The organism is Stenotrophomonas sp. 96582_Sma (assembly GCF_056480905.1).
Genome location: NZ_CM151122.1, coordinates 4,545,320 through 4,571,473 on the forward strand (window position 1 = coordinate 4,545,320; position 26,154 = coordinate 4,571,473).

A 26,154-nucleotide genomic window follows, 5' to 3' on the forward strand; every position below is an offset into this window, starting at 1 on the left:
CTTCATCGAATCAGGGGTCCATCGTTCAACCGGGCCAGGCGCAGCTGGAACAGCACCTTGGTGACCAGCAGGCGCTCTTCGATCGGCTTGAGCACCAGGTCGTTGGCACCGGACTGCAGCAGCCCGGTCTGGTTGTGCGGGTTGCCATCGCCGGTCATCACCAGCACCGGCAGGCGACGCTTGCCGTAGCCGAAGTCCACGCGCACGCGCTGCACCACGTCGCGACCGCTCAGTTCGCCCTTCAGGGTGACGTCGGTCAGTACCAGGTCGATGCGGTGGCGACTGCGGCCCAGCGACTCGGCAGTGAGCAGGGTGAACGCCTCTTCGGCGCTGACCACGTGTAGCACGTTCAACTGCTGGCGTTCCAGCATGCGCTTGGTAGCCTCGGCGACCACGCGGCTGTCCTCGATATAGAGGATGGTGGCGCCGGGAATGGTCTGCGGCTGCACGTAGCCGCGGATGAAGGTCGCCAGTGCCTCGTGGCCCAGCGCCTTGTCGAAATAGTCGGTGACGTACTCGGTGAAGCGGCGCTGCTCCAGGTGCTGCTGGGCATCGCCGGAGACCACGATCACCGGCACATAGGCCTGGCCTGCGGCTTCGCGGACCATCCGCGCCAGTGCCAGGCCGTCGCCATCACGCAGGGTCAGCGAGGTCGTCACCAGATCCACCGGGCCCTGCGCCAGCGCCAGCTGCGCATCCTCGATGCTGTCGCAGCCGATCACTTCCACGCCCGGCAGGTCGCGCTGCAGGACGTCGGCGATCAGTTTGCGGACCAGCTTTGACCCATCGACCACCATCACCCGCGTCGCGGGCCCTTCAAGGTGCTTCAGCGCTTGCGGTTGCATGCCGGTCTCAGGTATCGGTCGGGCGGGTCTGGCGAAGGAAATGGCCGGTCACCAGCCACGCGCCCAGCCAGCCCAGCAGCAGTGTGCCGAGCAGGACCAGGCTGCCATGCAGCAGGTCCAGGCCGTGCAGCACGAACGGGCTGCCGTAGCTGCGCGAGAGTTCGGCCAGCGGCACGCGCAGGGCAGCGCCGGCCGCAGCAATCAGGGCCAGCGCCACCGCGCCGGCACCCAGGCCATACCACGCGCCCAGGTACAGGAACGGGCGGCGGATGAAGCCATCACTGGCGCCGAGCAGCTGCAGCACGCCGATCTCTTCGCGGCGGGCCTGGATGTCCAGGCGCACGGTGTTGCCGACCACCAGCGCGGCGCCCACGCCGAGCAGCACCGACAGCACCTGCACCAGCCGCGCACCGAACGCCAGCCAGGCATCCAGGCGCTGGCGCCACAGCGCATCGTGCTGCACCAGGTCGGCCTCGGGCAGGCTTTCCAGCGTGCGCGCCAGGCGTGCGTCGTCCTTGCCCTGGCCCGGAGTGATCACCAGCAGCGAGGGCAGCGGGTTGTCGTTGAGTGCATCGATCGCCTCGCCGAGGCCGGCATCGCGCAGTTCCTGCAGGCCCTGCTCGGGCGTGCGCACGTTCACTTCGGCCACGTCATCGCGATCGCGCAGCTGGCCGGCCAGGCGAAGCGCGCCGGGACCATCGACGTTGCCCTTCAGGAACACGTTGATGTCGCGCGACTGCTGCACGCTGCCGGCGAACTGCTTGAGGTTGTCCAGCGCGATCGACAGGCCCAGCGGCAGGGCCAGCGCCAGCGCCATGACCATCACCGTCAGCAGGGTCGCCCACGGCTTACGGCAGGCGCGGCCGAGGCTGAACACCACGCTGTGCACGTGGTGCTGGAACCAGACGCCCACACGCGACGGGGCGGCGGCTTCGCTGTTTTCGTTCTTCGCCATCGATTACTCCGCCAAGTCCTGCGGCGAGATGTCATCCACCAGCCGGCCGTGGTCAAGGATCAGCACGCGCTTGCGCATGCGGCGCAGCAGCGGCAGGTCGTGACTGACCACCAGCACGCTGGTGCCGCGCGCGGGCAGCTCGGCGAACAGGGCCATGATCTCCGCCGCCAGGGTCGGGTCGAGGTTGCCGGTCGGCTCATCGGCCACCAGCAGCTTGGGCTCACCGACAATGGCGCGGGCGATGCCGACGCGCTGCTGCTCACCGGCCGACAGCTGCGAGGGCAGCGCCTTCTCGCGATGGCCCAGGCCCATCCGCTCGAGCACCGAGCGCACGCGCTTGTTGATGTCGCTACGGCGGGTGCCGCGCAGGATCAGCGGCAGCGCCACGTTCTCGGCAATAGAGCGGTCCATCAGCAGGCGGTGGTCCTGGTAGACCGCGCCGACCGCGCGTCGATGGCGGGGCACGTCGCCACCGCGCACCTTCAGCAGGTTGCGCTCGTCGAACACCACCGCGCCGCGGCTGGGCCGCTCGTCCAGGTGGATCAACTTGAGCAGGGTGCTCTTGCCCGCACCGGAATGGCCGGTGACGAACAGCATCTCGCCCGGCGCGACCTCGAAGCTGACATCGGTCAGCGCCTCGTGGCCACCGGCGTACTGTTTGCTGACATTGTCGAAGCGCAGGACACTCATGCCCCGATTATGCAGGACCGGCGCGACGTCGTGGAGACGGTCATATGATCGGTAGTGCCGGCCGCTGGCCGGCAGCGGTGTGGGTTGCCGGCCAGGGTGGGTGCCGACCGTTGGTCGGCACACCGGTCAAGGTCACCCGACCAACGGTCGGGTGCTACCCGCTGATCGGCAGCGCCGATCAGCTGCCCGACAGCATCCGGCGGATCTTGCGGCCGATGCGGGTCAGGAACGAATCGCCGGTATCAGCAGCCGTGCGCACCGGCTTGGCCACCACCTGCACCGGGGTGACCGGGCTGGCGCCATTGCCGGCGGCGTTCTGCACACCCTCGGCACCTTCGACCGGACGGCCGTGGCGACGACGACGGCGCTTGCGCGGCTTGTGCTCACCGTCCACCGCACCTTCCGGTGCGCCTTCAGCACGCGGCGGGCGCGGCGGACGCGGGGCCTGTGCGGCAGCGCCTTCGGCACCGGCGGCCGGGGCGGCAGCGCCCTGCTCGCCTTCCACGCGCGGCTTGCGCGGGCCACGCGAACGGCGCTCGCCGCTGCGCTCACCGTCGCGGCCACCGCGGCCACCGCCACTGCCGGAACGGCCGCCACTACGGCCACCGCCACGGCGCTCTTCCTCGGCAGCGCGGGCTTCGCGCGCTTCGCGGAAGATCTGGCCGACGCTTTCGTTGTCCTCGCCTTCCTCGCCCGCAGCCGGGGCCGGGCGTTCCGGGCGCGGCAGCGGGGTCAGCAGTTCCTTGGTGACCGGCTCGGACGGAATCTTCTGCTCGATGTAGGCCTCGATGTCCGGCAGGCCCATCGCATAGCGTTCGCAGGCGAAGCTGATCGCATCGCCCTCTTCGCCCAGGCGCGCGGTACGGCCGATGCGGTGCACGTAGTCTTCGGCGTCGAACGGCAGGTCGTAGTTGTAGACGTACTTGATGCCATCGATGTGCAGGCCACGCGCGGCCACGTCGGTGGCCACCAGGATTTCCAGCTGGCCCTTCTGGAAGCGGTTGAGCAGGCTCTCACGCTTCTTCTGCGGCACGTCGCCGGACAGCACGCCGACGCGGTAACCGGCCTTTTCCAGCGAACGGGCGACGCGTTCGACGAACACCTTGGTGTTGACGAAGACCATGGTGCGCGCGCCTTCGCTGCGCGACAGCAGGCCCAGCAGCAGCGGGATCTTCTCGTCGTCCGCCGGGAAGTAGATGCGCTGGCGCACGCGCGCGGCGGTGATGGTCTCGGCTTCAACCACCAGCTTCTGCGGTTCGTTCATGTGCTCGTAGGCCAGCTCCAGCACGCGGTGGCTGAGGGTGGCACTGAACAGCAGGGTCTGGCGGGTGGTGCGCTCGGGCATGCGGCGCAGCAGGAAGCGGATGTCCTTGATGAAGCCCAGGTCGAACATGCGGTCGGCTTCGTCCAGCACGCAGATCTCGCAGGCGTGCAGCGAGACCACCTTGTGCTGCTTCACGTAGTCGATCAGGCGGCCCGGGGTGGCGATGATCACGTCCACGCCCTGCTGCAGCAGTTCGCGCTGCTTGTCGTAATCCACGCCGCCGTAGACCAGGGCGAAACGCAGGCCCAGGTCGGAACCGAACTTCACTGCATCCTTGTGGATCTGGATGGCCAGTTCGCGGGTCGGGGCGAGGATCAGCGCGCGCGGATCCTCCGGCTTGCGGTCGGCCAGGGCCGGACGCGTCAGCAGGCGGTTCACGACAGCGACCAGGAAGGCCAGGGTCTTGCCGGTGCCGGTCTGGGCCTGGCCGGCAACATCACCACCGGGCAGCGCGACCGGCAGGGTCAGCGCCTGGATCGGGGTGCAGCGGGTGAATCCGGCTCCTTCAAGGCCGGCCTGCAGGGCCGGATGCAGCTCGAAGGAGGAGAAGGTCAAATCGGTCAGCGGTTTGTCGCTCATGAGTCCGTCTTGGTATGGCCGCCGGCCCGTGGGGCGGCTGGCACTTCATCGTCTAGGGGCACCGTCGCAAACTGCGGCCCCTGCGGCGGGTTGGCAGGCTGGGACCACCCGGTCCGCGCGCCGCACAATGCCCCAGTTTAACGCACTCGGGCCGGCAAACCGGAATGAGCTGTCTCATAAAGTCAAGAGACGGCACCCTTCACCCAGCCACACCGGACTTGAACGGCCCTGCCAGGGCCGCTGGTATCGCCCGCTGCCAGCCCCATGTACAGGAAGACAGTGAAATCCGACACATACCAGGCATCGAAGCGATCACGATACGCTGGGTTCCAGCCGGCGCCTGTCCCCGCCCTGCGATAGGGGTACACTGCCGGCCGTGAGCGTCCAGGCATCCCGCCGAACGCACCGCGGCAGTGCGCCGCGAGGCAACGACGAGGGTCGCGCCACCGGGCATGGCCCAGTTCACCCACCTCCGGCATGGCCGGGTGCAATCCAAGACGAGAAACCAAGATGAGCGACAAGGTTGTACATGTCGGCGACGCCGACTTTGATAGCGCAGTGCTGAATTCCAAGGAACCGGTGCTGGTCGATTTCTGGGCCGAGTGGTGTGGCCCGTGCAAGATGATCGCCCCGGCGCTGGACGAACTGGCCGATGCCTACCAAGGCCGCGCCAAGATCGCCAAGGTCAACGTCGACCACAACCGTGCGCTGGCCGCCAAGTACCACGTGCGTTCGATTCCGTACCTGGTCGTGTTCAAGGACGGCGAGAAGGTCGGCGAGCAGATCGGTGCGGTGGGCAAGGCCCAGCTGGCCGGCCTGCTGGACAAGGCCCTGGCCTGATCCTGCTGTTCTCCGGCAGCCGCCGACCGCGGCTGCCGGCGGGCGCCCCGCGCCCATGATGAATGCTGTTCCCGGCGACCCTTGCGTGGCGCCGCAGGCCGATGATAGTGTCGGCATATCCGGCCGCGTTCGCGTGCCGCACCCTCTGGACGCAGTTTCTTCCAGACCCATTCCCAACGTTCGCCGCCCCAGCCGGGCGCTCGCACCTTCAAGCGAGGAATAACGCTCTTGTCCGATAACACTTCCGAAACCGGCAGCGCCGATGCGCCCGCCGAAAAGCGCGTGCGCAAGCCCCGCGTGAGCAAGGCCGCCGCTCCGGCAGCCGCCGAAACCAGCGCCGCGCCGGCGCAGCCGACCCTGCCGCTGGCCGCCGCGCCCGAGGCACCGGCTGCTGCCCCTGCACCGAGCGCGCCCGCCGCCGAGGCCCCCGCCAGCAGTGGCGGTGGCGAAGGCGGTGAGGGTCGCGAATCCGGCCAGCCGCGCCAGCAGAACCACCAGGGGGGTGGCCAGAACCAGGGCCAGAACCCGTACAACCAGAACGGCCAGCAGGGCCAGGGGCAAGGTCAGGGCAACCGCCGTGACCGCTTCCGCAACCGCCGCGACCGTGACCGCAACAACCGCTTCCGCGACGATGGCCTGCCCAACGACGGCGGCGAGCAGCAGCCGTTCGTGCCGCGCCCGCACGCCAACGTACCCGAGGGTTTCCCGGTCTACTCGCTGAGCGACCTCAAGCGCATGCCGGCACAGAAGCTGCTGGAAATCGCCGAGCAGCTGCAGATCTCCGAAGGCGTGGCCCGTGCCCGCAAGCAGGACGTGATCTTCGCCCTGCTGAAGGTGCTGACCCGCCACGGTGACGGCGTCGCCGCCGACGGCGTGCTGGAAATCCTGCCGGACGGCTTCGGCTTCCTGCGCGCGGCCGAAGCCAGCTACCTGGCCGGCCCGGACGACACCTACATCTCGCCCAGCCAGATCCGCCGCTTCAACCTGCGCACCGGCGACCACATCTCCGGCCGCATCCGCTTCCCGAAGGACGGCGAGCGCTACTTCGCGCTGAACATCGTCGACACCATCAACGGCGAGCCGATCGAAGCGTCGAAGAACAAGGTGCTGTTCGAGAACCTGACCGCACTGTTCCCGCGCCGCCGCTTCACCCTGGAGCGCGGCAACGGTTCGTCGGAAGACATCACCGGCCGCATCCTCGACCTGATGGCCCCGCAGGGCAAGGGCCAGCGCTCGCTCATCGTGTCGCAGCCGAAGGCCGGCAAGACCATGATGATGCAGCAGGTCGCCACCGCCATCACCACCAACCATCCGGACGTGCACCTGATCGTGCTGCTGATCGACGAGCGCCCGGAAGAAGTGACCGAGATGCAGCGCACCGTGCGCGGCGAGGTCATCAGCTCGACCTTCGACGAGCCGGCCGCGCGCCACGTGCAGGTGGCCGAAATGGTCATCGAGCGCGCCAAGCGCCTGGTCGAGCACAAGAAGGACGTGGTGATCCTGCTCGACTCGATCACCCGCCTGGCCCGCGCCTACAACAACGTGGTGCCGAGCTCGGGCAAGGTGCTGACCGGTGGTGTGGACGCCAACGCCCTGCACCGCCCGAAGCGCTTCTTCGGTGCCGCGCGCAACGTGGAAGAAGGCGGCAGCCTGACCATCATCGCCACCGCGCTGGTCGACACCGGCTCGAAGATGGACGAGGTGATCTACGAAGAGTTCAAGGGCACCGGCAACAGCGAAGTGCACCTGAGCCGCCGTATCGCTGAAAAGCGCGTGTTCCCGGCCATCGACATCAACCGTTCCGGCACCCGCCGCGAAGACCTGCTGATCGAACCGGAGCTGCTGCAGAAGATCTGGATCCTGCGCAAGCTGCTGCATCCGATGGATGAAATGGCCGCGATGGAGTTCCTGCTGGACAAGATGAAGAACACCAAGTCCAACGACGAGTTCTTCGGTTCGATGAAGCGCTGATCCCTGGCGCTGCATCAGAAGAAACCTGCCGCTCGCTGCGGCAGGTTTTTTTTTGCCTGCAGGGCGACGCACTTCACTTCGCTGGCGCCCGCTTTTGGCGATAATCCGCGCGATACCCTGCCCGGCCCCGTGGGCCCGGCCACCGATTCCCGCTGTCGCCCCTTCCGGAGAACCGGTCGGGTCCAGCCTCCTGCCGGATCCGTCGACGCATGCGAACGCTGTCTCCCCGCCTCAACCTGGGCAAGCTGATCCTCGCCCTGGCCCTGCTCAGCGCCATCATCGCGCTGGCCAACACCCTGCTGGCCAGCTACCGGGTGCAGCGCGACCAGCTGGTCGGCAATACCCTGGAAGCCAACCGCGTCTACGCCACCAAGCTGGCCGAGACCACCCAGAACTTCCTGCTGGCCGCGCAGCAGCAGCTGGCCTATGCCGCGACCCGCCTGGGCGAGGACGACCTTGATCCGAAGCAGGCCCAGGATGAAGCCAGCCGCCTGCAGCTGCAGTCCAGCAGCTTCAACTCCTCGCTGGTGGTGGATGCCGACGGCCTGGTGATCGCCACCTCGCCGCAGACCCTGCAGCTGCAGGGTGAGGTGCTGCACAGTGTCGGCAACAACGCGGCACTGGCGGCGCGCCAGCCGATGATCAGCGATCCCTATCAATCGGCCACCGGCAAGCTGCTGGTGTCGCTGTCGCACCCGATCTTCGACCGCGAGGGCCGCTATCGCGGCTATGTCAGCGGCACCCTGTACCTGCGCCAGCGCAGTGCACTGCACACGCTGCTGGGCAAGCACTACTACCGCGACGGTTCCTACCTGTACGTGGTGGACCGCAATGGCCGCCTGCTGTACCACGCCGATAGCAAGCGGGTGGGTGACTACGTGGTCGGCAACCCGGCGGTGAAGGCCGTGGTGCGCGGAGAACGGGGCGCACAGCAGGTACGCAACAACCGCGGCGTGTCGATGCTGGCCGGCTATGCACCGGTGGCGGCCACCGGCTGGGGCATCATCGCGCAGCGCCCGACCGAGGCCACCCTGCAGCCGCTGTCGCGGTTGATGACCGCAGTGATCTGGAATGCAATTCCACTCGGCCTGCTGTCGCTGCTGGTCACCTGGTGGTTCGCGCGCCGCATTTCGATGCCGCTGTGGCAACTGGCGCGCAACGTGCAGGGCGGCGAGGACACCGGCAACGCGATCAACCACGTCAGCGGCATCCGCGCCTGGTACTTCGAGGTCGCCCAGCTCAAACAGGCGGTGCTGCACAGCTTCAATGCGCTGCAGGATCGTATCGGCACGCTCAACCGTGCCAGCCGCACCGACCCGCTGACCGGCCTGCTCAACCGCCGCGGGCTGCAACAGGCGCTGGATGCGCTGCAGGTGCAGGGCATTCCGTTCGCGATCCTGGCGCTGGACATCGATCGCTTCAAGTCGATCAACGACAGTTACGGGCATGACGTCGGCGACAACGCCATCGTCCACATCGCCGACCAGATGCGCCGCTACTCGCGCGACAGCGACATCCTCTGCCGCGCCGGCGGCGAGGAGTTCCTGCTGCTGCTGCCGGGCATCAGTACTGAATCGGCCCGCCAGGCCGGTGAACGCCTGCGCCAGCACATCGCCGACCATCCGTTCGAACCGGTCGGCACCATCACCGTATCGCTGGGCGTGGCCCACTTCCCCAGCTTCCACGTCGACGCCGAGCAGGCATTGCGGCTGGCCGACAAGGCCCTGTACATGGCCAAGGAACAGGGCCGCAACCGGGTGGTGGTCTACCCGTACGCGGACTGACGCGGAGCCGGGCTGCCCGGCTCCGCAGCGGGTCTCAGCCCTGCGCCAGCGGGGTCAGCAGGCGCAGGCCGCGCTTGGCGCCGTCCACCATGTAGACGCCGCCTTCCGGCAGCAGATCGCTGCCGACCTGCTCGACCGGGTCCGCCTCGCGCCACGGGACGGTCTGCCGCGGCCCCGGAATGAAGGCGCGCCAGCGGCCATAGCGTTCCGCCACTGCATTGGGATCATTGTTCAGGGCGAAGTTCACCGGGATGCGAACCGTCCAGCTGTCCCGGGTGCTGTCCTCGCCGGTGGTCGGCGGCTTGAAGGTCCACGTGCGGGCGGTGCTGACACTGGCTCTGGCCAGGATGTCGCGCATCTTCGCCAGGGTCCGCTCAGGTGCGACCACGGCCATGTTCACCTGCTCGGCGGCCACATCGGCCACCGTTCCGTCACGGGCCACCTTGACCAACAGCAGCACCTCACCCTGGCCACCGTTACGGTAGGCCGCTTCCGGGTAGCGCGGCGGCGTCATGTGCAGCTGGGTCACCGAATCGGTGGCCTTCGGATCGTACTCGCTGAAGTCGACACTGGTCATGCTGATTTCATAACCGCCATCGGCCGCAGCCTTGCCGCGCAGGCGAACGCGCAAAGGGGCCCGCGTAGCCACCGCCTGGCCATCGCGCAGCGTGGGCTCGAAGCGCCAGCCACCGATGGTGCCTTCCACGAAGGAGGCGATGCTCGGGGCCACCATGGCTTTCTGGTCCAGCACCAGCGAACGGACCGCGCCCTCCGGCGTGACCTCGATATGACCGGACAGCACCATGCTCATTTCCGCAGTCGCACGTACAGCACGTGCGGTCTGCGCAGTTGCATCGCCTGCAAGCAGGGGGGCGCCGGCACCTACGGCCAGCGCGAGGGCGAGAAACAGTGGGGAACGCATCATTGCCGGATCCTTGGTGATGAACGGCGAGCCTATCCCAGTCCCAGCCGCGATGACAGCCGGTTCACGCCAGCCGGTGTGCGCCTGCGTAGGGCGGCGTGTCCGGATAATCACCCCGGGCGAAGCGTTCCTGCAGGCCCTGCCACCAGCCCGGGTCGAACAGGTGCCGGTAGTGCTCGCGCACGGCTGCCAGCTCCGGAGCAGGCAGGCCCATGAACGGACCGAAGCGCTCGGGAAACACGTCGCGCGGGCCGACATGGAACCACGGCTCGTCGGCCATCGCTTCCTCTGGCGTGCGTGGCTGCGGCCAGGCGCGGAACACGCAGTCGCTGACCAGGCACAGCTCGTCATAGTCATAGAACACGGCCCGGCCGTGCCGTGACACACCGAAGTTCTTCGGCAGCATGTCGCCGGGGAAGATGTTGTTGCGCGCCATGTCGGTGATGGCCTGCGCGTAGTCGAGCACCGCCGCGCGCACCGCCTCGCCGGACTGCTCGCGCAGGTACAGGTTCAAAGGACGGAAACGACGTTGCACATAGCACAGTGCGACTTCGACCTCGTCGCCATCGACACGTACGCTCTGCGCGCACTGCTGCAGCAGCTCTTCCAGCAGGGCCGGCGCGAAGCGCTCGCGCGGGAAACGCAGGTGGCGATAAGGCTGCGCATCAAGCAGGCGGCCGACACGATCGAGATTGAACACCAGCGCGTACTTCTCTTCCACCTGCTGCCGCGACATTGCCTTGGGCCAGGCGAAACGGTCACGGATCAGCTTGAACACCAATGGATAACTGGGCAGGGTGAACACCGCCATGACCATGCCCGGCGTGCCTTCGGCATGCACCAGCCGTTCCTGCGGATGCTCGTTGAAGTGTCGGAAGAAGGTTCGGTAGCGCTCGGTCTTGCCCTGCTTGGCACGTCCCAGCACCGTGTAGATCTCGTCGATCGGCTTGCCCGGCAGCAGGCTGCGCAGGAACACCACCGCGTCGCCCACGGTGCCCAGGTCAGCCTGGAAGTAGCTGCGCGACACGCCAAACAGATGGGCGACATCACGGCGCCGGGTCAGCACCGCATCGGCACGCAGGCCGCGCGCATCGTTGACCAGGGCAATCACGCATGGCGAAAAGCGATGCTCGCCGAACACGCGGCCAACCAGGTAAGCGCGGCGCTCGCGGTAGAACACCGTGTCGAGCAGTTCGATGCTGCGTACCGGCGTGTCCCCCCAATGGGCGAGGTCGTCCTGCAGGCGCACGGCGATGGCCGCCGCACAGCGCAGCTGGTGCGCATAGGGGATGTCGAAACGGTAGTCGGCCAGTACGCGTTGCAGGGCCTCCACCGGCCGCGTCGGCGAGACCGCGTAGGTATGCCGCGCGACCGGATGGGTGATTGCATCGGAGGGCTCGACGTCGAAAGCAATGAATTCCAGCGCCGGGTCCACGCCGCGGGTAGCGAACAGGCGCCGCGACAGCGTGTTGTAGAAGGTCTTGTACAGCTCGGCGTCGATCAGGCCCTGCAGCAGCCCGCTGTACTGCGCGTGCACCTGCAGCCACAGCGCACGCTCGCCGATCGCGTCACCGGCGAGGCGGCGCAACGCATCCATCTGCTCGGCGATGCACAGGTCGTACAGGGCGATGCGCTCGACCGCATCCTGTCGCGCACCCGCCCAATCGCGCTGCTCGAAGCGCTGCCGCGCCCGCGCGGTGATCGCCGCGAAGCGGGCATGGTACTGCTCGAAACCATCGCGGATGGCACCGGCGATACGCGGCGCCAGCTCGGCAACGATGTCAGGCGTGGACATGCAGGGCTCATCCGGGAGGACCGGCTTCACCATACGCTGGCGTGGGGTGGCTTGTGTAGAGTCGAGCCATGCTCGACTGCTTTTGGCCGAAGTCGAGCACGGCTCGACTCTACAGAAGGCAGGGGCAGAAGCAGTCGAGCAAGCTCGACTCTACAACGCGCCGGTGGATCAGATCGCCAGTTCGGCCTCTACGTCCTGCACCTTGCGCCGCGCCAGCGCCAGGTTGGATTTGGTCCGGTCCAGCACGATGTAGAAAAACAGGCCCTTCTTCTTCGCCACCGGGCGCATGATGTGGTACGCCTTGCCCAGCGAGATCAGGATGTCCTCGATGCTGTCGTTGAGGTTCAGCGACGCGGCGGTCTTCATCTTGGCGCGGATCACTTCAGTGTTGCCGGCGGCGGCCACTTCCATGTCCATGCCGGCACCGGCTTCGCCCAGCAGCATGCCGCTTTCGTAGTCGACCAGCGCCACTGCCTGCGCGCCGTCGATGCCCATCAGTGCGTTCAACGATTCATTCAATCCAGCCACGTCGCACCCCTTGTCGATGTTGGTTCGAGCCCCTCGTTCCCCTGCGGCCGGGCTCACGATCCGCCGAGTTCGGCCAGGATCGCCTGGCCACATTCCCTGCTCTGCCACAGCACCTGGCCGATCACGCTGCGCTGGTCGCAGGCCGCCATCAGCAGCAGCGGTGCGCGCCCTTCGGCCTGGATCGCCAGCATCAGCACCTTGCCGCCCGCGGCTTCCAGCATCAGCGTCTGCAGATCGCCCAGCAGCAGTTCGCGGCCAACTGCCGCGGCCAGCGCCAGCATCGCGCTGGTCATCGCCGCCAGCCGTTCGCCGCGCCCTTCGGCCCCGGCACTGACCAGGGCGAAGCCATCGACACTGGCCAGCACCACCGTGCGCACGCCTTCCACGCGCTGCTGCAGGTCCTGCAGCAGCGGCTGCAGGCGCTCACGCTGACCGGCATCGGGCAGTACCGCCATCTGCCCGTCAGCCATGCGCCGCCACCAGTGCGTACGCTTCCATTTCGCTCATCAACACATCCATCAGCAACAGTCCCTGTTCGCGGTCGCGGGCATCCACCGCCAGCAGCGGCAGTGGTTGGTCGTCAAGGCTGGCACGGGCGGCCCAGTCATCCAGTGCGGCCTGCGGTGCCTGGTCCAGGTGGGTGACCGCCACCACCAGTGCCAAGGATGATGCGAACGGCTGCAGCACCTGCAGGTAGTCCTCCAGCTCGGTGGCCATGCCGGCACGACGCGCATCCAGCAGCAGCACCGCGCCACGCGCGCCCTGCAGCAGGATCGGCCACAGGAAATCGAAACGCTGCTGGCCGGGTGTTCCGTACAACCGCAGGCGTTCGCCATTGGGCAGATCGATGTCTGCGTAGTCCAGCGCCACGGTGGTGGACGCCTTGTCGGCGCCAAGGCGATCACTGTTGGCCACATCCGTGTCGACCACCGCGCCAACCGCGATGCTGCGTACCAGGGTCGACTTGCCGCTGCCCATGCCGCCCAGCACCACCACCTTGTGCTCACGCATTGCGTTCGCTCCCGCGCAGGTGCCGCCACAGGCGGGCAAGCAGGCCGTTGTCGGTGCGGGTGCCACCTGTCGCCATCAGCGGCGTCGCCGATGCAGTCTGCAGCTGCGCGTAGCCGCACAGGTAGGCGGCATGGATGAAATCGCGCACCGCCGCAGCCGGCAACTCGAGCAGCATCACGCACTCGTCAACCGTGCACGCGCGCTTGAGCAGCAGCGAACACAGGCGGAAGCCATCATGGTCGTGGCCCAGTACGCGGAAGTCCGGCCAGCGCAGCAGCTTCACTGAAGCGCCACGAAGGCGTTCGTCCAATGCCTGCCAATGGCGGCTGCGCTGTGCCCACTGCCACAGCAGCGGTCGCAGTGGCTGGCGTGGCCGCTCACCGGCCAGCGCCTGCAGGCGTGCGGGTGTCAGCGCATCCAGTTGCAGGTGTTCGAAGGCATCGGCCAGACGCTCCACCAGCGCCGCAGCCGGTTCCTGCAGCAGCACGGCCTGGTCGTGCTCCAGATCCATCAGCAGCAGAGGCCCGCTCGCATCACTCAACAGTGCCTGCCCCTGTCGCAGCGGCAGCCGCTCGCGCAGCAGGCGGGTGATGGCGTGTGCACCATCGGCAAGACGGATCGGTGCGGGTGCGTGCATGGCCATGGGCTCCGGTGCCAACTGCATGCGGCGCAGCGCGCGGCCGATGGCACCATCGTCAAGCACGTCCTGGTGCCCGTCGCCGTCACGCAGCTGGCCGCCGATATCCTCGATCCAGCACTGCAATCGCGGGCGTTGCTGGCGCATGCGCTGGGCCGCGTTGCGCAGTGCAGGGGTATCGCGGATGACCAGCAGGTCGCAATCGTCCAGATCCTGGCTGCGGCGGATCTGGCCATCCGGCAGTGCCGACGCCAGGCGCAGCCGTTGCAGCAGGGCCTGCTCGCCCTGGATGTCGGTTCCCACTACCAGCACGCGTGCCATCCGTGTTCCCCGAGCGACCACCTCCCCGGTGGTCTCGCGTCGCCAAGGCTAGGGCATCGCCAGCGGCAGCCGTCGTGATCGACTGCTCAGATTGAAGGCGGTTGCAGACTGCCTCCTGTCGTTTCTGCGACGGCCATCGCGGGCAAGTTTCATGCCCCTTTGACGGCATTCCGACAGCCGACGGATGTCACGGTTTCATCGCCTGGCCAAAAAAGAAACCCGCGCCGAAGCGCGGGTTCCGGTGTCACGGCCGAGCGGCGATGGATCAGCCGCGCAGCTGCTCCAGCGCGGCGTTGAAGGTCGCGCTCGGGCGCATCGCCTTGCTGGCCTTGGCCACGTCCGGGCGATAGTAGCCGCCGATGTCCACGGCCTTGCCCTGCACTGCGATCAGCTCTTCGACGATCTTCTGCTCGTTGTCGGTCAGCGCCTTGGCCAGCGGGGCGAAGCGCGCCTTCAGTGCGGCGTCCTCGTCCTGCGCGGCCAGGGCCTGGGCCCAGTACAGCGCGATGTAGAAGTGGCTGCCACGGTTGTCGATGCCACCCAGCTTGCGCGACGGCGACTTGTCGTTGTCCAGGAACTGGCCGTTGGCTTCGTCCAGCGCCTTGGCCAGCACACGGGCCGCGGCGTTGTCGTAGCGGTTGCCCAGGTGTTCCAGCGACGCGGCCAGGGCCAGGAACTCACCCAGCGAATCCCAGCGCAGGTAGTCCTCTTCAACAAACTGCTGCACGTGCTTCGGGGCCGAACCACCGGCACCGGTCTCGAACAGGCCACCACCAGCCATCAGCGGCACGATCGACAGCATCTTGGCGCTGGTGCCCAGCTCCATGATCGGGAACAGATCGGTCAGGTAGTCGCGCAGCACGTTGCCGGTCACCGAGATGGTGTCCTCGCCCTTGCGGATGCGGTCCAGCGAGAACGCGGTGGCTTCCACCGGCGGAAGGATGCGGATATCCAGGCCGCTGGTGTCGTGGTTCTTCAGGTACTGCTCGACCTTGGCGATGACCTGCGCGTCGTGGGCGCGGGCGGCATCGAGCCAGAACACGGCCGGGGTGCTGCTCAGGCGGGCGCGTTCGACGGCCAGCTTGACCCAGTCCTGGATCGGCGCGTCCTTGGTCTGGCACATGCGCCAGATGTCACCGGCTTCCACGGCGTGCTCGAACACCACGGTGCCGGCATCGTCGGTGACCTTGACCACGCCGTCGGCGGCGATCTGGAAGGTCTTGTCGTGCGAGCCGTACTCTTCGGCCTTCTGTGCCATCAGGCCGACGTTCGGCACCGAACCCATGGTGGCCGGGTCGAAGGCGCCGTGCGCCTTGCAGTCGTCGATGACGGCCTGGTACACACCGGCGTAGCAGCGGTCCGGGATGACGGCCTTGGTGTCCTGCAGCTTGCCTTCGGCGTTCCACATCTTGCCGGAGTCACGGATCATCGCCGGCATCGAGGCGTCGACGATCACGTCGCTCGGCACGTGCAGGTTGGTGATGCCCTTGTCCGAGTTGACCATGGCCACGCCCGGGCGCTGTGCGTACTCGGCCGCCAGGTCGGCTTCGATCGCAGCGCGGGTGGCCTCTGGCAGCGACGGCAGGCGCGCAGCCAGGTCACCGATGCCGTTGTTTGCATCGAAACCGGCCTGCTTGAGCACGTCGGCGTGCTTGGCCAGCACGTCCTTGTAGAACTCGTTGACCGCCACGCCGAACATGATCGGGTCGGAGACCTTCATCATGGTCGCCTTCAGGTGCAGCGAGAACAGCACGCCCTGGGCCTTGGCATCGGCAATCTGCTCAGCGATGAACGCGGCCAGCGCCTTGCGGCTCATGACGGCGGCATCGACGATCTCGCCCGCCTTCACTGCGGTCTTTTCCTTCAGCACGACGGTGCTACCGTCGTTGCCGTGGAAGGTGATCTTCAGCGCACCGGCGTTGGCCAGGGTGGCCGACTTCTCGCTGCCGTAGAAGTCACCGGCGGCCATGTGCGCGACGTGCGACTTCGAATCCGGCGCCCAGGCACCCATGCGGTGCGGGTGCTTGCGCGCGTAGTTCTTCACCGACAGCGGCGCGCGGCGGTCCGAATTGCCTTCGCGCAGCACCGGGTTCACCGCGCTGCCCTTGACCTTGTCATAGCGCGCCTTGTAGTCGCGCTGCTGGTCGTCGGCCGGGGTTTCCGGGTAATCCGGCAGCGGATAGCCCTGGTCCTGCAGTTCCTTGATGGCCGCCTTCAGCTGCGGCACCGAGGCGGAGATGTTCGGCAGCTTGATGATGTTGGCGTCCGGCGTGGTCGCCAGCTGGCCCAGCTCGGCCAGATCGTCGCTGACCTTCTGCGCGTCGCTGAGCAGTTCCGGGAACAGCGACAGGATGCGGCCGGACAGCGAGATGTCACGGGTTTCCACCACGATGCCGGCAGTGGCGGTGTAGGCACCAACGATCGGCAGCAGCGACTGGGTGGCCAGGAACGGTGCTTCGTCGGTCAGCGTGTAGAGGATCTTGGACATGGGGGACTTGGACTCTGTAGCAATGCTCAGGGGAAGGCCGGCGCCAGCGCCGGGCCACGTGCAACCGTGTCACTTCCCCCGCCGCCGTCAGGGTGGGCGCGCGGCGGGGAAACCCCTGCATTGTCGCGTTTTCAGCCGCGCGGGGCAAAGCCGCGCCATACGCGGCGGTACTGCACCACTGTGTTGCGCCGCTGGCTCGCTTCCGGTCTGGAAGCTGAGGCTTGATGGCTAGTTCGACTTCCCGCTCGTGGAGGAACGCATGACCCATTCCGACAATCGCGGCCCCCACTCGGCACGCCTTGGACAGGTCAATGTCTGTGAGCGCTTGCTTTGCTGGAAGTTGCAGATGCGCAATCCCCCAACGACGGCGGCCAGGCTGGCGAGTTCATCAGCCGTCGCTGCAGAGCCTCGGATGTGCAGCGAACCGGCGCCAGACGATCCGGGTCGAACGTAGACGTCGTACCGGGTGGAACCTCCTTCCGCCCTTGCATACCCCGACACGACATATCCGCCGTCCGTGAAGCGCAGATCCGGCGTGCTTCCTGACGCAGGCTTTTCGGGGGCATCGCCCTCGTAGATCAAGGCGACTTCCCTACCTTCATGCCTGATGCGGTGCAGACCAAAGTCAACAGGTGCCTCGTAGGTCACGGACATGCCTGTTGGCACGCGCAGACAGGCGCCGTATAGGAAGTGGTCGCAGCTGTAGCTCCAGAGATTCGCGGGTCCCATTGCGAGTGCGAGCGCAATCCAGCTGAGCATGCTGTCCCCCGACCTGTCCGTGTTCCGTTCAGCGTACCCCGCTAGCCTCCCTAAAGCGGGCATCGCCCAACAAAAAAGGACGCAGCCTCGCGGCTGCGTCCATCGTGAGCCCTGCCGGGAGAGAGTCGGCAGGACTTACTTGACCTCGAACTCCTGCGGCGTTCCGGCCGCCTTGCCATCGACGGTGACTTCTGCGCGGTACTTGCCGGCAGGCCAGCCCTTTGCATTCTTGAACGTGACGTTGGTGGTTTCCGCACCGCTGGTGTTCAGGGTGGCGTTCTGTTCGCCGGCCACCTGGCCGTCCTGGTAGGTCAGCTTCGCGCCAACGGTGACGTTGTTGGCAGCACCGTCGGTCTTGACCGAGACGATGACGTCATCCTTCGGTGCGAACAATGCCGTCGTCGCAACCGACTTGTCGGCGGCTGCGGTCTTGCCGACGGTGACCGAGGAGACGCTGACCGCAGCGGCTTCGGCCATCGGCGGCGGTGCGCCGGTCATCGGCGCGGGAGCTGCAGGTTCGGCCGGGGTGGTCGCTGCCGGAGCGGCGTTGCTGTCGGTCGACTCTTCCTTCTTCTTGCAACCGACCAGGGCAACGCTGCCCAGCAGGGCGGCGATCAGGGCGGTCTGGAGCGGGGTGGTCTTGATCATTCGGGGTTCCTCCCAGGGATTGTCGGACGGCGTTCGATGGCCGGCTTACTTCGGCGGCAGTTTCAGGGTCTGGCCCGGGAAGATCTTGTCCGGGTCATCAAGCACATCGCGGTTGGCTTCGAAGATCTTTTTCCAGGCATTGGCGTCGCCCAGATGCTGCTTGGCGATCTTCGACAGCGAGTCACCCTTCTGCACGGTATAGGTGCCGCCGCTGACAACGTCTGCGGTGCTGTCCACCGAAGCGCTGACGCCGGAGAAGTCCGCCTTCGGCACCTGCTCGGCGGTACTGTCGACGCTGCCACTGACGCCGGAGAAATCGGCTTTCTTCTCGGTACTCATCCACAACTCCCGTCTGCATGACTACGTGATTCGCACGGTGCCATGGAGGTTGTTAAATGGGGATGGTGCAGATGTGAAGCCGCCCCCCGGGGCGGCTGAACAATCGGGGGAATAGACGCCCGGTAGTGCCGGCCGCTGGCCGGTTTGCGCTGGCCCTGGATGCGGGTTCCCTGCGGTTGCCGGCCAGCGGCCGGCACTACCCGTAATCGCCTGCGGCAGTTATTGCCGCAGTTCGCGGTAGGTCGCAGCGGGGGCGGCGATGCCGGGACTGGCACGCCAAGGGTTGATATCAAGGCCACCACGGCGGGTATAGCGCGCCTCCACTTCCAGCCACTGCGGCTGGCAGCGGGCGGACACTTCGCTGAAGATCCGCTCAACGCACTGCTCGTGGAACTCGGCGTGCTCGCGGTAGCTGACCAGGTAGCGCAGCAGGCCCGCGCGGTCGATCTTCGGCCCACGGTAACGCAGGCTGACCGTTGCCCAGTCCGGCTGGCCGGTGACCGGGCAGTTGGACTTCAGCAGCGACGAGACCAGGGTCTCCTCCACCACCTCGCCCGCGTCGGCAGTCAGAAAGTCCGCCTGCGGCGGGCCGTAGCAGTCGATCTCCACGTCCAGTCCGTCGATGGATTCACCGAGCGGCGTCTCACGCAGGCCCGGCAGGCCGAACTCGATCTGGACCGGCGCACCGGCGCAGGCAGACAGGTCGTCGACGATGCGCGCGCGCAGTGCCTCGGCGCTGTCGATACGGGTGCTGTTGAGGGAATTCAGGTACAGCTTGAACGACTTAGATTCGATCAGCCGCGGCGAGGTGCACGGCACCTGCACGGTGGCGACGGCGACCTGCGGCTTGCCACGCGGGTCGAGCCAGCTCAGCTCGAAGGCATGCCAGCGGTCGTGGCCGACGAACGGCAGCGCGCCGTCATCGAGGCCGATCTCGGCGCGGGCGCCGCTGCGGGGGATGGGAAACAGCAGGCCGGGATCGTACTGCGACGGGTAACTGACCTCGCGACCGAGGCTGGAATCCTGTGGGGTGTTCATGGGCGTCATTGTATCGCGCCAGAAGCGGGCCTTCGGCCGGGCCGGCCAACGGCGGAGCCCCTCCGTGGTGGTTGTGTTGGATGGTCGCGAAAGGCGGTCTATCGGCCTGGCCGGGTGGGCAGGCGGGTCGGGGGACGCCGTTAACCCGTCCTTGGGGGCTTGGCCGCGGCTTGCTCGTGTGCGCTGTCCTGCGCACACGGCAAAACCGGGGTTGGGCGTCCTGCCCAGCCCGCCCGAGGCATGCCTCGGGCCCATGCCGCGGACACCCCCGCCCCGCCTACCCACCCGGCCCCTGACAGTTCCCTGCACGCGGCCACCACCACGGGAAAGATCAGAAAAATCAAAATCAAAAGCCAATCCTTCAGACATTCCGGATGTCTGCCCGTGTCGACCAAGGTCGACACCTACCAACAGCCGCGTGAACCTGTCGGGGGCGGGGCGGTGTGGGCCTGCAGGACCGTTGGCGCCATGGATGGCGTCATCGAGCCCCCATGGACGGGTTTACGGCGTGTCCTGCAGGCCCACACAGCCCCGCCCAACCAACAGAAATCCAGCACCGCTTTTGCCGTTGACGTTGCCGTTGCTTCGGCGGGTGCAGGGCGCAGCCCTGCCGGAAACCCTCAGCCAGCAGGAGTGCCGGCACCGTTCAAGTAATCCAGGCTCACCTGCAGCAACGCCCGCAACCCGACATCCAGCGCCTTCTCATCCAGCAGGAACTTCGGTGAATGATTCGCCGGTGCCGTCGCCGGGTCGATGCCCACGCTGGTCGAACCGACGAAGAAGAACATCCCCGGCACTTCCTTCGCGTACAGCGAGAAATCCTCCGCACCCATCTGCAGCGGTGGCTCGTACACGTTGTCCTTGCCCACCACCGCCTGCAGGCTCGGCAGCATCTTCGCGGTCAGCGCCGGGTCGTTCACCGTGGCCGGGTTGCCTTCAGACTCGTAGATGTCGGTCACCGCCTTGGCACCGTGCGCGGCGGCAGTGTGCTCGGCCACGTTGCGCAGGTCGGCGAAGATCTGCTGGCGCATGCCTTCGTCGAAGGTACGGATGGTGCCGACCATTTCCACTTCATCCGGAATGATGTTGTAGCGGATGCCCCCGTTGATCGCGCCGAAGGTCAGCACCGCCGGCTGCTTGGACAGGTTCGCGCGGCGGCTGACGATGGTCTGCGCGGTGCCGACCAGGTCAGCGGTGGCCACGATCGGATCAACACCGTTCCACGGCGCCGAGCCATGCGTCTGGCGACCGATCACCTTGATCCCGAAACGATCCGAGGCGGCCATCAGCGGGCCACCGCGCACCGCGATCTGCCCAGCCTGCACGCTGGAGAACACATGCAGGCCAAACACGGCTTCCGGCTTGAAGTCGGCGAACAGGCCTTCCTTCAGCATCAGGGCAGCACCACCCTCTTCCGGCGGCGGTGCACCCTCTTCGGCCGGCTGGAAGATCAGCATCACCTGGCCCGGCAGATCCTTCTTCATCGACACCAGTGCCTCGGCCACGCCGAGCAGGGTGGCGGTGTGCGCGTCATGGCCGCAGGCATGCATCACGCCCACGGTCTGCCCGCGGTACTGGTCGGTGGCTTTCGAGGCGAACGGCAGGCCGGTCTGTTCGGTCACCGGCAGCGCGTCCATGTCCGCGCGCAGGGCGATCTTCGGCCCGGGCTTGCCGCCTTCGATGATCGCCACCACGCCGTGGTGGGCGATGCCGGTCTTCGGCTTCAGGCCCATCGCACGCAGGCGCTTGGCGACCTCGGCCGAGGTGCGCACCTCACGGTTAGACAGTTCCGGGTGCTGGTGGAAATCGCGCCGCCATTCCACCACCTTGGCCTGCAGCCGCTGGGCGGCAGCGGTCACCTCCGGGCGCTGCCCGTCCTGGGCGTGGGCAAGAGCCGGCAAGGCCAGCAGCAGGGCGGACAGCAGCAACGAACGGCGCATCACGATCTCCACGGCAGGGGGTTCCAGCTGAATGTAGGGCAACACCGCCGCTACGGGAACCTCCGCGGCCGGATCCGGTCTTAGCGCCCGTCCCATCCGTCATGCAGGAAACGTGATGTGGCGCAGGTATGCTTTGCGCATTGCCAACCGGGGCCGTGCCCCGTCCAGCCCTCTTGGAGTCCTTGAATGTCACGTGTTTGGAAGATCGTGCTGCTGGTCGTGGCGGTACTGGTGCTGGCCGTGGTCGGCCTGCGCGTACTCGGCGGGGGCAAGGACAAGGCCGGTGGCCCGGCGGCAGCTGCGCGCCAGGGCGGTGAAGACCCGGATGCCGGCCCGGTGCCGGTGACCGTGGTGGATGCGGCACGCCAGGACGTGCCGGTCTATGCCAGCGCGCTGGGTACGGTGACCGCAATGAACACCGTCACCGTCAGCCCGCAGGTTGGCGGCCAGCTGATGAGCCTGAATTTCCGCGAAGGCCAGGAAGTGAAGAAGGGCGATGTGCTGGCGGTGATCGACCCGCGCACCGCCCAGGCCAGCTATGACCAGGCCGTGGCCTCCAAGCGCCAGAACGAGGCGCTGCTGGCCACCGCGCGTTCCAACTACCAGCGCTCGAACGCGCCGGAGTATCGCCAGTTCGTCGCCAAGACCGATCTGGATACACAGCGAAACCAAGTGGCACAGTACGAAAGCGCAGTCGCGGCGAACGAGGCCAGCATGCGCTCGGCGCAGGTGCAGCTGCAGTACACCAAGGTCACCGCGCCGATCACCGGCATCGCCGGCATCCGCGCGGTCGACGCCGGCAACGTGGTCAACGCCGGCACCGCGCTGGTCACGCTGACCCAGATCCATCCGATCCACGTGCTGTTCAACCTGCCCGAGCGCCAGCTCGGCGATGTGCGCCAGGCGCAGGCCGCCGGTGCGGTACCCGTCGCGGCACTGGACCGCGCCGATTCGCACGTGCTGTCCGGCGACGGCAAGCTTGACGTGGTCGACAACCTGATCAGTGCCGACAGCGGCACGTTCAAGGCGCGCGCGATCTTCGACAACACCGACAACGGCCTGTGGCCGGGCCAGTTCGTCAACGTGCGCATGCAGCTGCGCACGATTGCCGGTGGCGTGGTCGTTCCGACCCAGGCCGTACTGCGTGGCCCGGACGGCGAGTACGTCTATGTGGTGCAGGGCGACAACACGGTGAAGATGCAGACCGTGCGCAGTGGCGTGGAAGTGGGTGACAGCCAGGTGCAGATCGCCGAGGGCCTGAAGGGCGGCGAGCGGGTGGTCAGTGAAGGCCAGTTCCGCTTGAAGCCGGGCAGCAAGGTCACCGCGCTGAAGCCGGGCGAAACCCCGGCGGTGCCGACCGAAGCCGAGCTGAAGGCCGCCGAGCAGAAGAACGGCGGCGGTGGCCGTCGTGGCGGCGGCCCGCGCTGAGCGCAGGCTACCGACCTCCCTCGCGCCGGCAAGCCTGCCGGCGCCGACATTGAAGTGCCAGCAAGGATCAGTCCGTGGGCTTTTCGACGATCTTCATCCGCCGCCCCATCGCCACCTCGCTGCTGATGGCGGGCCTGTTGCTGCTGGGCATCCTCGGTTACCGCAAGCTGCCGGTGTCGGCGCTGCCGGAAATCGATGCGCCCAGCCTGGTGGTCACCACCCAGTACCCCGGCGCCAACGCCACCACCATGGCCTCGCTGGTCACCACGCCGCTGGAGCGCCAGTTCGGGCAGATCTCCGGGCTGGAGCTGATGACCTCCGACTCGTCGGCCGGGTTGTCCACGATCATCCTGCAGTTCTCGATGGACCGGAACATCGACATTGCCGCGCAGGACGTGCAGGCGGCGATCCGCCAGGCCACCCTGCCCTCGTCGCTGCCCTACCAGCCGGTCTACAACCGGGTGAATCCGGCCGACGCGGCCATCGTCACCCTGAAACTGACCTCTGACACGCGCCCGCTGCGCGACGTCAACAACTACGCCGACTCGATCCTGGCCCAGCGACTGTCGCAGGTGCAGGGCGTGGGCCTGGTCTCGATCGCCGGCAACGTGCGCCCGGCCGTGCGCATCCAGGTCAATCCGGCGCAGCTGTCGAACATGGGCCTGACCCTGGAACAGCTGCGCAGCGCGCTGACCCAGGCCAACGTCAACGCGCCGAAGGGTTCGCTGAACGGCAAGACCCAGTCCTACAGCATTGGTACCAACGACCAGCTCACCAGTGCCGCCGAGTACCGCGACACCATCATCAGCTACAAGAACGGACGTCCCGTGCGTTTGTCCGACGTGGCCGAAGTGGTTGATGGCGTGGAGAACGACCAGCTGGCCGCCTGGGCCGATGGCAAGCCGGCGGTGCTGCTGGAAGTGCGCCGCCAGCCCGGCGCCAACATCGTGCAGACCGTCGAGCGCATCCGCGCGATCCTGCCGCAGCTGCAGGGCGTGCTGCCAGCCGACGTGCACCTGGAGATCTTCAACGACCGTACCGAGACCATCCGCGCCTCGGTGCATGAGGTGCAGTTCACCCTGATCCTGACCATCGGCCTGGTGGTGGCGGTGATCTTCGTGTTCCTGCGCCGCCTGTGGGCCACGATCATTCCCTCGGTGGCGGTGCCGTTGTCGCTGGCCGGCACCTTCGCGGTGATGGCCTTTGCCGGCATGTCGCTGGACAACCTCTCGCTGATGGCGCTGGTGGTGGCCACCGGCTTCGTGGTCGACGATGCGATCGTGATGATCGAGAACATCGTGCGTTACATCGAGCAGGGCAAGAGTGGCAAGGAAGCGGCCGAAATCGGTGCGCGCCAGATCGGCTTCACCGTGCTGTCGCTGACCGTTTCGCTGGTGGCGGTGTTCCTGCCGCTGCTGCTGATGCCCGGCGTCACCGGCCGCCTGTTCCACGAGTTCGCGTGGGTGCTGAGCATCGCCGTCGTGCTGTCGATGCTGATCTCGCTGACGCTGACCCCGATGATGTGTGCCTACCTGCTCAAGCCCGACGCCCTGCCCGAAGGCGAGGACGCGCATGAGCGCGCGGCGGCGGCCGGCAAGCAGAACCTGTGGACGCGCACCGTCGGCCTGTACGAGCGCAGCCTGGACTGGGTGCTGGACCACCAGCGCCTGACCCTGGCCGTGGCCGGCGGCGCACTGGTGCTGACCGTGCTGCTGTACGTGCTGATTCCCAAGGGCCTGCTGCCCGAACAGGACACCGGCCTGATCACCGGCGTGGTCCAGGCTGACCAGAACATCGCCTTCCCGCAGATGGAGCAGCGCACCAAGCAGGTGGCCGAAGCGCTGCGCCAGGACCCGGACGTGACCGGCGTGTCAGCCTTCATCGGCGCGGGCAGCATGAACCCCACGCTCAACCAGGGCCAGCTGTCGATCGTGCTGAAGGAACGCGGCGAGCGCGACGGCCTGGACAAGATCCTGCCGCGCCTGCAGAAGGCCGTCGCCGGCATTCCAGGTGTCGCGCTGTACCTGAAGCCGGTGCAGGACGTGACCCTGGATACCCGCGTGGCCGCCACCGAGTACCAGTACTCGCTGTCGGACGTCGATCCGGCGACCGTGGCCACCCAGGCCACACGCCTGACCGAAGCGCTGCGCAAGCGCCCGGAACTGGCCGACGTCGACAACAACCTGTCCAACCAGGGCCGCGCGCTTGAACTGAACATCGACCGCGACAAGGCCAGCGTGCTGGGCGTGCCGATGCAGACCATCGACGACACCCTCTACGATGCGTTCGGCCAGCGCCAGATCTCGACCATCTTCACCGAACTCAACCAGTATCGGGTTGTGCTGGAAGTGGCGCCGGAGTTCCGCACCAGCACCGCGCTGATGGAACAGCTGGCCGTTGCCTCCAATGGTGCCGGTGCACTGACCGGCACCAATGCCACCAGTTTCGGCCAGGTCACCTCGTCGAACTCATCGACGGCTACCGGCATCGGCGCGCAGAACACCGGCATCACCGTCGGCGCCGGCAACATCATCCCGCTGTCGGCGCTGGCCGAAGGCAAGGTCAGCAGCGCGCCGCTGCTGGTCAGCCATCAGCAGCAGCTACCGGCAGTGACGGTCTCGTTCAACGTGGCGCCGGGCTATTCGCTGTCCGACGCCGTGCGTGCAATCCAGGAGACCAAGGACAGCCTGGACATGCCCACCCACCTGCATGCCGAATTCATCGGCAAGGCCGCCGAATTCACCGGCAGCCAGACCGATGTGGTGTGGCTGCTGCTGGCCTCGCTGGTGGTGATCTACATCGTGCTGGGCGTGCTCTACGAGAGCTACATTCACCCGATCACGATCATCTCCACGCTGCCGCCGGCCGGTGTCGGCGCGCTGCTGGCACTGATGCTGTGCGGGCTGAGCCTGTCGGTGGATGGCATCGTCGGCATCGTGCTGCTGATCGGCATCGTCAAGAAGAACGGCATCATGATGGTGGACTTCGCGATCGAGGCGCGCCGCGCCGGCGCCAACGCGCATGAAGCGATCCGCCGCGCCTGCCTGCTGCGCTTCCGCCCGATCATGATGACCACCGCCGCGGCCATGCTCGGTGCACTGCCGCTGGCGCTGGGCACCGGCATCGGCTCGGAACTGCGCCGCCCGCTGGGCATCGCCATCGTCGGTGGCCTGCTGCTGTCGCAGCTGGTGACCCTGTACACCACGCCGGTGATCTACCTGTATATGGAGCGCTTCTCCGAATGGCTGGCCCGCCGCCGCGAGCAGCGCGCACTGCGCGACGGTTCGCTGCAGGAGCCGCAGGCATGATCCA

At 67.1% G+C, this 26,154-nt stretch carries 20 protein-coding genes; 5 read left to right on the top strand and 15 right to left on the bottom strand.

What is annotated here, in order from left to right:
• Window positions 1-2 precede the first annotated feature (2 nt).
• From ACZK2R_RS21340 to rhlB, 4 genes are all read right to left on the bottom strand, one after another.
• Window positions 3-845, bottom strand: a complete 843-nt coding sequence (locus tag ACZK2R_RS21340) for a response regulator (RefSeq protein ID WP_032129540.1) — start codon at window positions 843-845, stop codon at window positions 3-5.
• Window positions 846-852: 7 nt separating this feature from the next.
• Entirely contained in the window at window positions 853-1,800 is a 948-nt protein-coding gene (gene ftsX, locus ACZK2R_RS21345) for a permease-like cell division protein FtsX (protein ID WP_180838255.1), read from the bottom strand.
• A gap of 3 nt (window positions 1,801-1,803) precedes the next feature.
• Window positions 1,804-2,490 carry a cell division ATP-binding protein FtsE gene (ftsE, locus tag ACZK2R_RS21350; RefSeq protein ID WP_032129538.1) on the bottom strand — a complete coding sequence of 229 codons (687 nt, stop codon included), beginning with the start codon at window positions 2,488-2,490 and terminating at the stop codon, window positions 1,804-1,806.
• 178 nt (window positions 2,491-2,668) lie between these two features.
• Window positions 2,669-4,393: an ATP-dependent RNA helicase RhlB gene (gene rhlB, locus ACZK2R_RS21355; RefSeq protein ID WP_032129537.1), complete on the bottom strand. Its 1,725-nt coding sequence runs from the start codon at window positions 4,391-4,393 to the stop codon at window positions 2,669-2,671.
• Between the two features lie 510 nt (window positions 4,394-4,903).
• Here rhlB and trxA point away from each other — a divergent pair.
• The 3 genes from trxA (at window position 4,904) to ACZK2R_RS21370 (ending at window position 8,988) form a co-directional block, all read left to right on the top strand.
• Window positions 4,904-5,233 (top strand): thioredoxin, encoded by a 330-nt coding sequence (gene trxA / locus ACZK2R_RS21360; RefSeq protein WP_005411275.1) that lies wholly within the window; start codon window positions 4,904-4,906, stop codon window positions 5,231-5,233.
• A 228-nt stretch (window positions 5,234-5,461) separates the two neighbouring features.
• Window positions 5,462-7,204, top strand: a complete 1,743-nt coding sequence (rho, locus tag ACZK2R_RS21365; RefSeq protein WP_029379723.1) for a transcription termination factor Rho — start codon at window positions 5,462-5,464, stop codon at window positions 7,202-7,204.
• A gap of 209 nt (window positions 7,205-7,413) precedes the next feature.
• A complete protein-coding gene (locus ACZK2R_RS21370) occupies window positions 7,414-8,988 on the top strand; it encodes a sensor domain-containing diguanylate cyclase (RefSeq protein ID WP_125895641.1) in 1,575 nt (524 codons plus the stop codon).
• A gap of 34 nt (window positions 8,989-9,022) precedes the next feature.
• On the opposite strand, the gene ACZK2R_RS21375 is transcribed toward ACZK2R_RS21370, so the two are convergent.
• The 11 genes from ACZK2R_RS21375 to ACZK2R_RS21425 form a co-directional block, all read right to left on the bottom strand.
• On the bottom strand, window positions 9,023-9,913 hold the full coding sequence (locus tag ACZK2R_RS21375; RefSeq protein ID WP_032130286.1) for an energy transducer TonB: 891 nt from the start codon (window positions 9,911-9,913) through the stop codon (window positions 9,023-9,025).
• Between the two features lie 61 nt (window positions 9,914-9,974).
• The gene (gene aceK / locus ACZK2R_RS21380; RefSeq protein ID WP_180838254.1) at window positions 9,975-11,705 is read right to left on the bottom strand and encodes a bifunctional isocitrate dehydrogenase kinase/phosphatase; all 1,731 of its coding nucleotides are present in this window, start codon (window positions 11,703-11,705) and stop codon (window positions 9,975-9,977) included.
• A 168-nt stretch (window positions 11,706-11,873) separates the two neighbouring features.
• Window positions 11,874-12,233 carry a hypothetical protein gene (locus ACZK2R_RS21385; protein ID WP_005419760.1) on the bottom strand — a complete coding sequence of 120 codons (360 nt, stop codon included), beginning with the start codon at window positions 12,231-12,233 and terminating at the stop codon, window positions 11,874-11,876.
• 53 nt (window positions 12,234-12,286) lie between these two features.
• Window positions 12,287-12,703: a roadblock/LC7 domain-containing protein gene (locus ACZK2R_RS21390; protein ID WP_049401646.1), complete on the bottom strand. Its 417-nt coding sequence runs from the start codon at window positions 12,701-12,703 to the stop codon at window positions 12,287-12,289.
• On the bottom strand, window positions 12,696-13,244 hold the full coding sequence (locus ACZK2R_RS21395; RefSeq protein WP_180838253.1) for a GTP-binding protein: 549 nt from the start codon (window positions 13,242-13,244) through the stop codon (window positions 12,696-12,698). Before ACZK2R_RS21395 ends, ACZK2R_RS21390 begins: the two co-directional genes overlap by 8 nt.
• On the bottom strand, window positions 13,237-14,202 hold the full coding sequence (locus ACZK2R_RS21400; protein WP_125895949.1) for a hypothetical protein: 966 nt from the start codon (window positions 14,200-14,202) through the stop codon (window positions 13,237-13,239). Before ACZK2R_RS21400 ends, ACZK2R_RS21395 begins: the two co-directional genes overlap by 8 nt.
• A 265-nt stretch (window positions 14,203-14,467) precedes the next feature.
• Window positions 14,468-16,690 (bottom strand): NADP-dependent isocitrate dehydrogenase, encoded by a 2,223-nt coding sequence (locus ACZK2R_RS21405; protein WP_180838252.1) that lies wholly within the window; start codon window positions 16,688-16,690, stop codon window positions 14,468-14,470.
• Between the two features lie 894 nt (window positions 16,691-17,584).
• Window positions 17,585-18,097, bottom strand: coding sequence for a hypothetical protein (locus ACZK2R_RS21410; protein ID WP_125895952.1), 513 nt, complete (start codon window positions 18,095-18,097; stop codon window positions 17,585-17,587).
• Window positions 18,098-18,142: 45 nt separating this feature from the next.
• A complete protein-coding gene (locus tag ACZK2R_RS21415; RefSeq protein ID WP_005419771.1) occupies window positions 18,143-18,436 on the bottom strand; it encodes a LysM peptidoglycan-binding domain-containing protein in 294 nt (97 codons plus the stop codon).
• Window positions 18,437-18,655: 219 nt separating this feature from the next.
• Entirely contained in the window at window positions 18,656-19,474 is an 819-nt protein-coding gene (gene queF / locus ACZK2R_RS21420) for an NADPH-dependent 7-cyano-7-deazaguanine reductase QueF (RefSeq protein WP_180838251.1), read from the bottom strand.
• A gap of 620 nt (window positions 19,475-20,094) precedes the next feature.
• Window positions 20,095-21,414, bottom strand: coding sequence for a M20 family metallopeptidase (locus ACZK2R_RS21425; protein WP_071229371.1), 1,320 nt, complete (start codon window positions 21,412-21,414; stop codon window positions 20,095-20,097).
• Window positions 21,415-21,600: 186 nt separating this feature from the next.
• Here ACZK2R_RS21425 and ACZK2R_RS21430 point away from each other — a divergent pair, with 186 nt between their 5' ends.
• Both ACZK2R_RS21430 and ACZK2R_RS21435 read left to right on the top strand, forming a co-directional pair.
• Window positions 21,601-22,842 carry an efflux RND transporter periplasmic adaptor subunit gene (locus tag ACZK2R_RS21430; protein WP_180838250.1) on the top strand — a complete coding sequence of 414 codons (1,242 nt, stop codon included), beginning with the start codon at window positions 21,601-21,603 and terminating at the stop codon, window positions 22,840-22,842.
• A gap of 74 nt (window positions 22,843-22,916) precedes the next feature.
• Window positions 22,917-26,150 (top strand): efflux RND transporter permease subunit, encoded by a 3,234-nt coding sequence (locus ACZK2R_RS21435; protein ID WP_180838249.1) that lies wholly within the window; start codon window positions 22,917-22,919, stop codon window positions 26,148-26,150.
• Window positions 26,151-26,154: the final 4 nt, after the last annotated feature.

Bases quoted from the DNA above. Each gene is read 5' to 3' on its own strand.
- ACZK2R_RS21340 (WP_032129540.1), bottom strand. From the start codon at position 845: ATGCAACCGCAAGCGCTGAAGCACCTTGAAGGGCCCGCGACGCGGGTG.
- ftsX (WP_180838255.1), bottom strand. From the start codon at position 1,800: ATGGCGAAGAACGAAAACAGCGAAGCCGCCGCCCCGTCGCGTGTGGGC.
- ftsE (WP_032129538.1), bottom strand. From the start codon at position 2,490: ATGAGTGTCCTGCGCTTCGACAATGTCAGCAAACAGTACGCCGGTGGC.
- rhlB (WP_032129537.1), bottom strand. From the start codon at position 4,393: ATGAGCGACAAACCGCTGACCGATTTGACCTTCTCCTCCTTCGAGCTG.
- trxA (WP_005411275.1), top strand. From the start codon at position 4,904: ATGAGCGACAAGGTTGTACATGTCGGCGACGCCGACTTTGATAGCGCA.
- ACZK2R_RS21370 (WP_125895641.1), top strand. From the start codon at position 7,414: ATGCGAACGCTGTCTCCCCGCCTCAACCTGGGCAAGCTGATCCTCGCC.
- ACZK2R_RS21375 (WP_032130286.1), bottom strand. From the start codon at position 9,913: ATGATGCGTTCCCCACTGTTTCTCGCCCTCGCGCTGGCCGTAGGTGCC.
- aceK (WP_180838254.1), bottom strand. From the start codon at position 11,705: ATGTCCACGCCTGACATCGTTGCCGAGCTGGCGCCGCGTATCGCCGGT.
- ACZK2R_RS21390 (WP_049401646.1), bottom strand. From the start codon at position 12,703: ATGGCTGACGGGCAGATGGCGGTACTGCCCGATGCCGGTCAGCGTGAG.
- ACZK2R_RS21395 (WP_180838253.1), bottom strand. From the start codon at position 13,244: ATGCGTGAGCACAAGGTGGTGGTGCTGGGCGGCATGGGCAGCGGCAAG.
- ACZK2R_RS21400 (WP_125895949.1), bottom strand. From the start codon at position 14,202: ATGGCACGCGTGCTGGTAGTGGGAACCGACATCCAGGGCGAGCAGGCC.
- ACZK2R_RS21405 (WP_180838252.1), bottom strand. From the start codon at position 16,690: ATGTCCAAGATCCTCTACACGCTGACCGACGAAGCACCGTTCCTGGCC.
- ACZK2R_RS21410 (WP_125895952.1), bottom strand. From the start codon at position 18,097: ATGATCAAGACCACCCCGCTCCAGACCGCCCTGATCGCCGCCCTGCTG.
- ACZK2R_RS21415 (WP_005419771.1), bottom strand. From the start codon at position 18,436: ATGAGTACCGAGAAGAAAGCCGATTTCTCCGGCGTCAGTGGCAGCGTC.
- queF (WP_180838251.1), bottom strand. From the start codon at position 19,474: ATGAACACCCCACAGGATTCCAGCCTCGGTCGCGAGGTCAGTTACCCG.
- ACZK2R_RS21425 (WP_071229371.1), bottom strand. From the start codon at position 21,414: ATGCGCCGTTCGTTGCTGCTGTCCGCCCTGCTGCTGGCCTTGCCGGCT.
- ACZK2R_RS21430 (WP_180838250.1), top strand. From the start codon at position 21,601: ATGTCACGTGTTTGGAAGATCGTGCTGCTGGTCGTGGCGGTACTGGTG.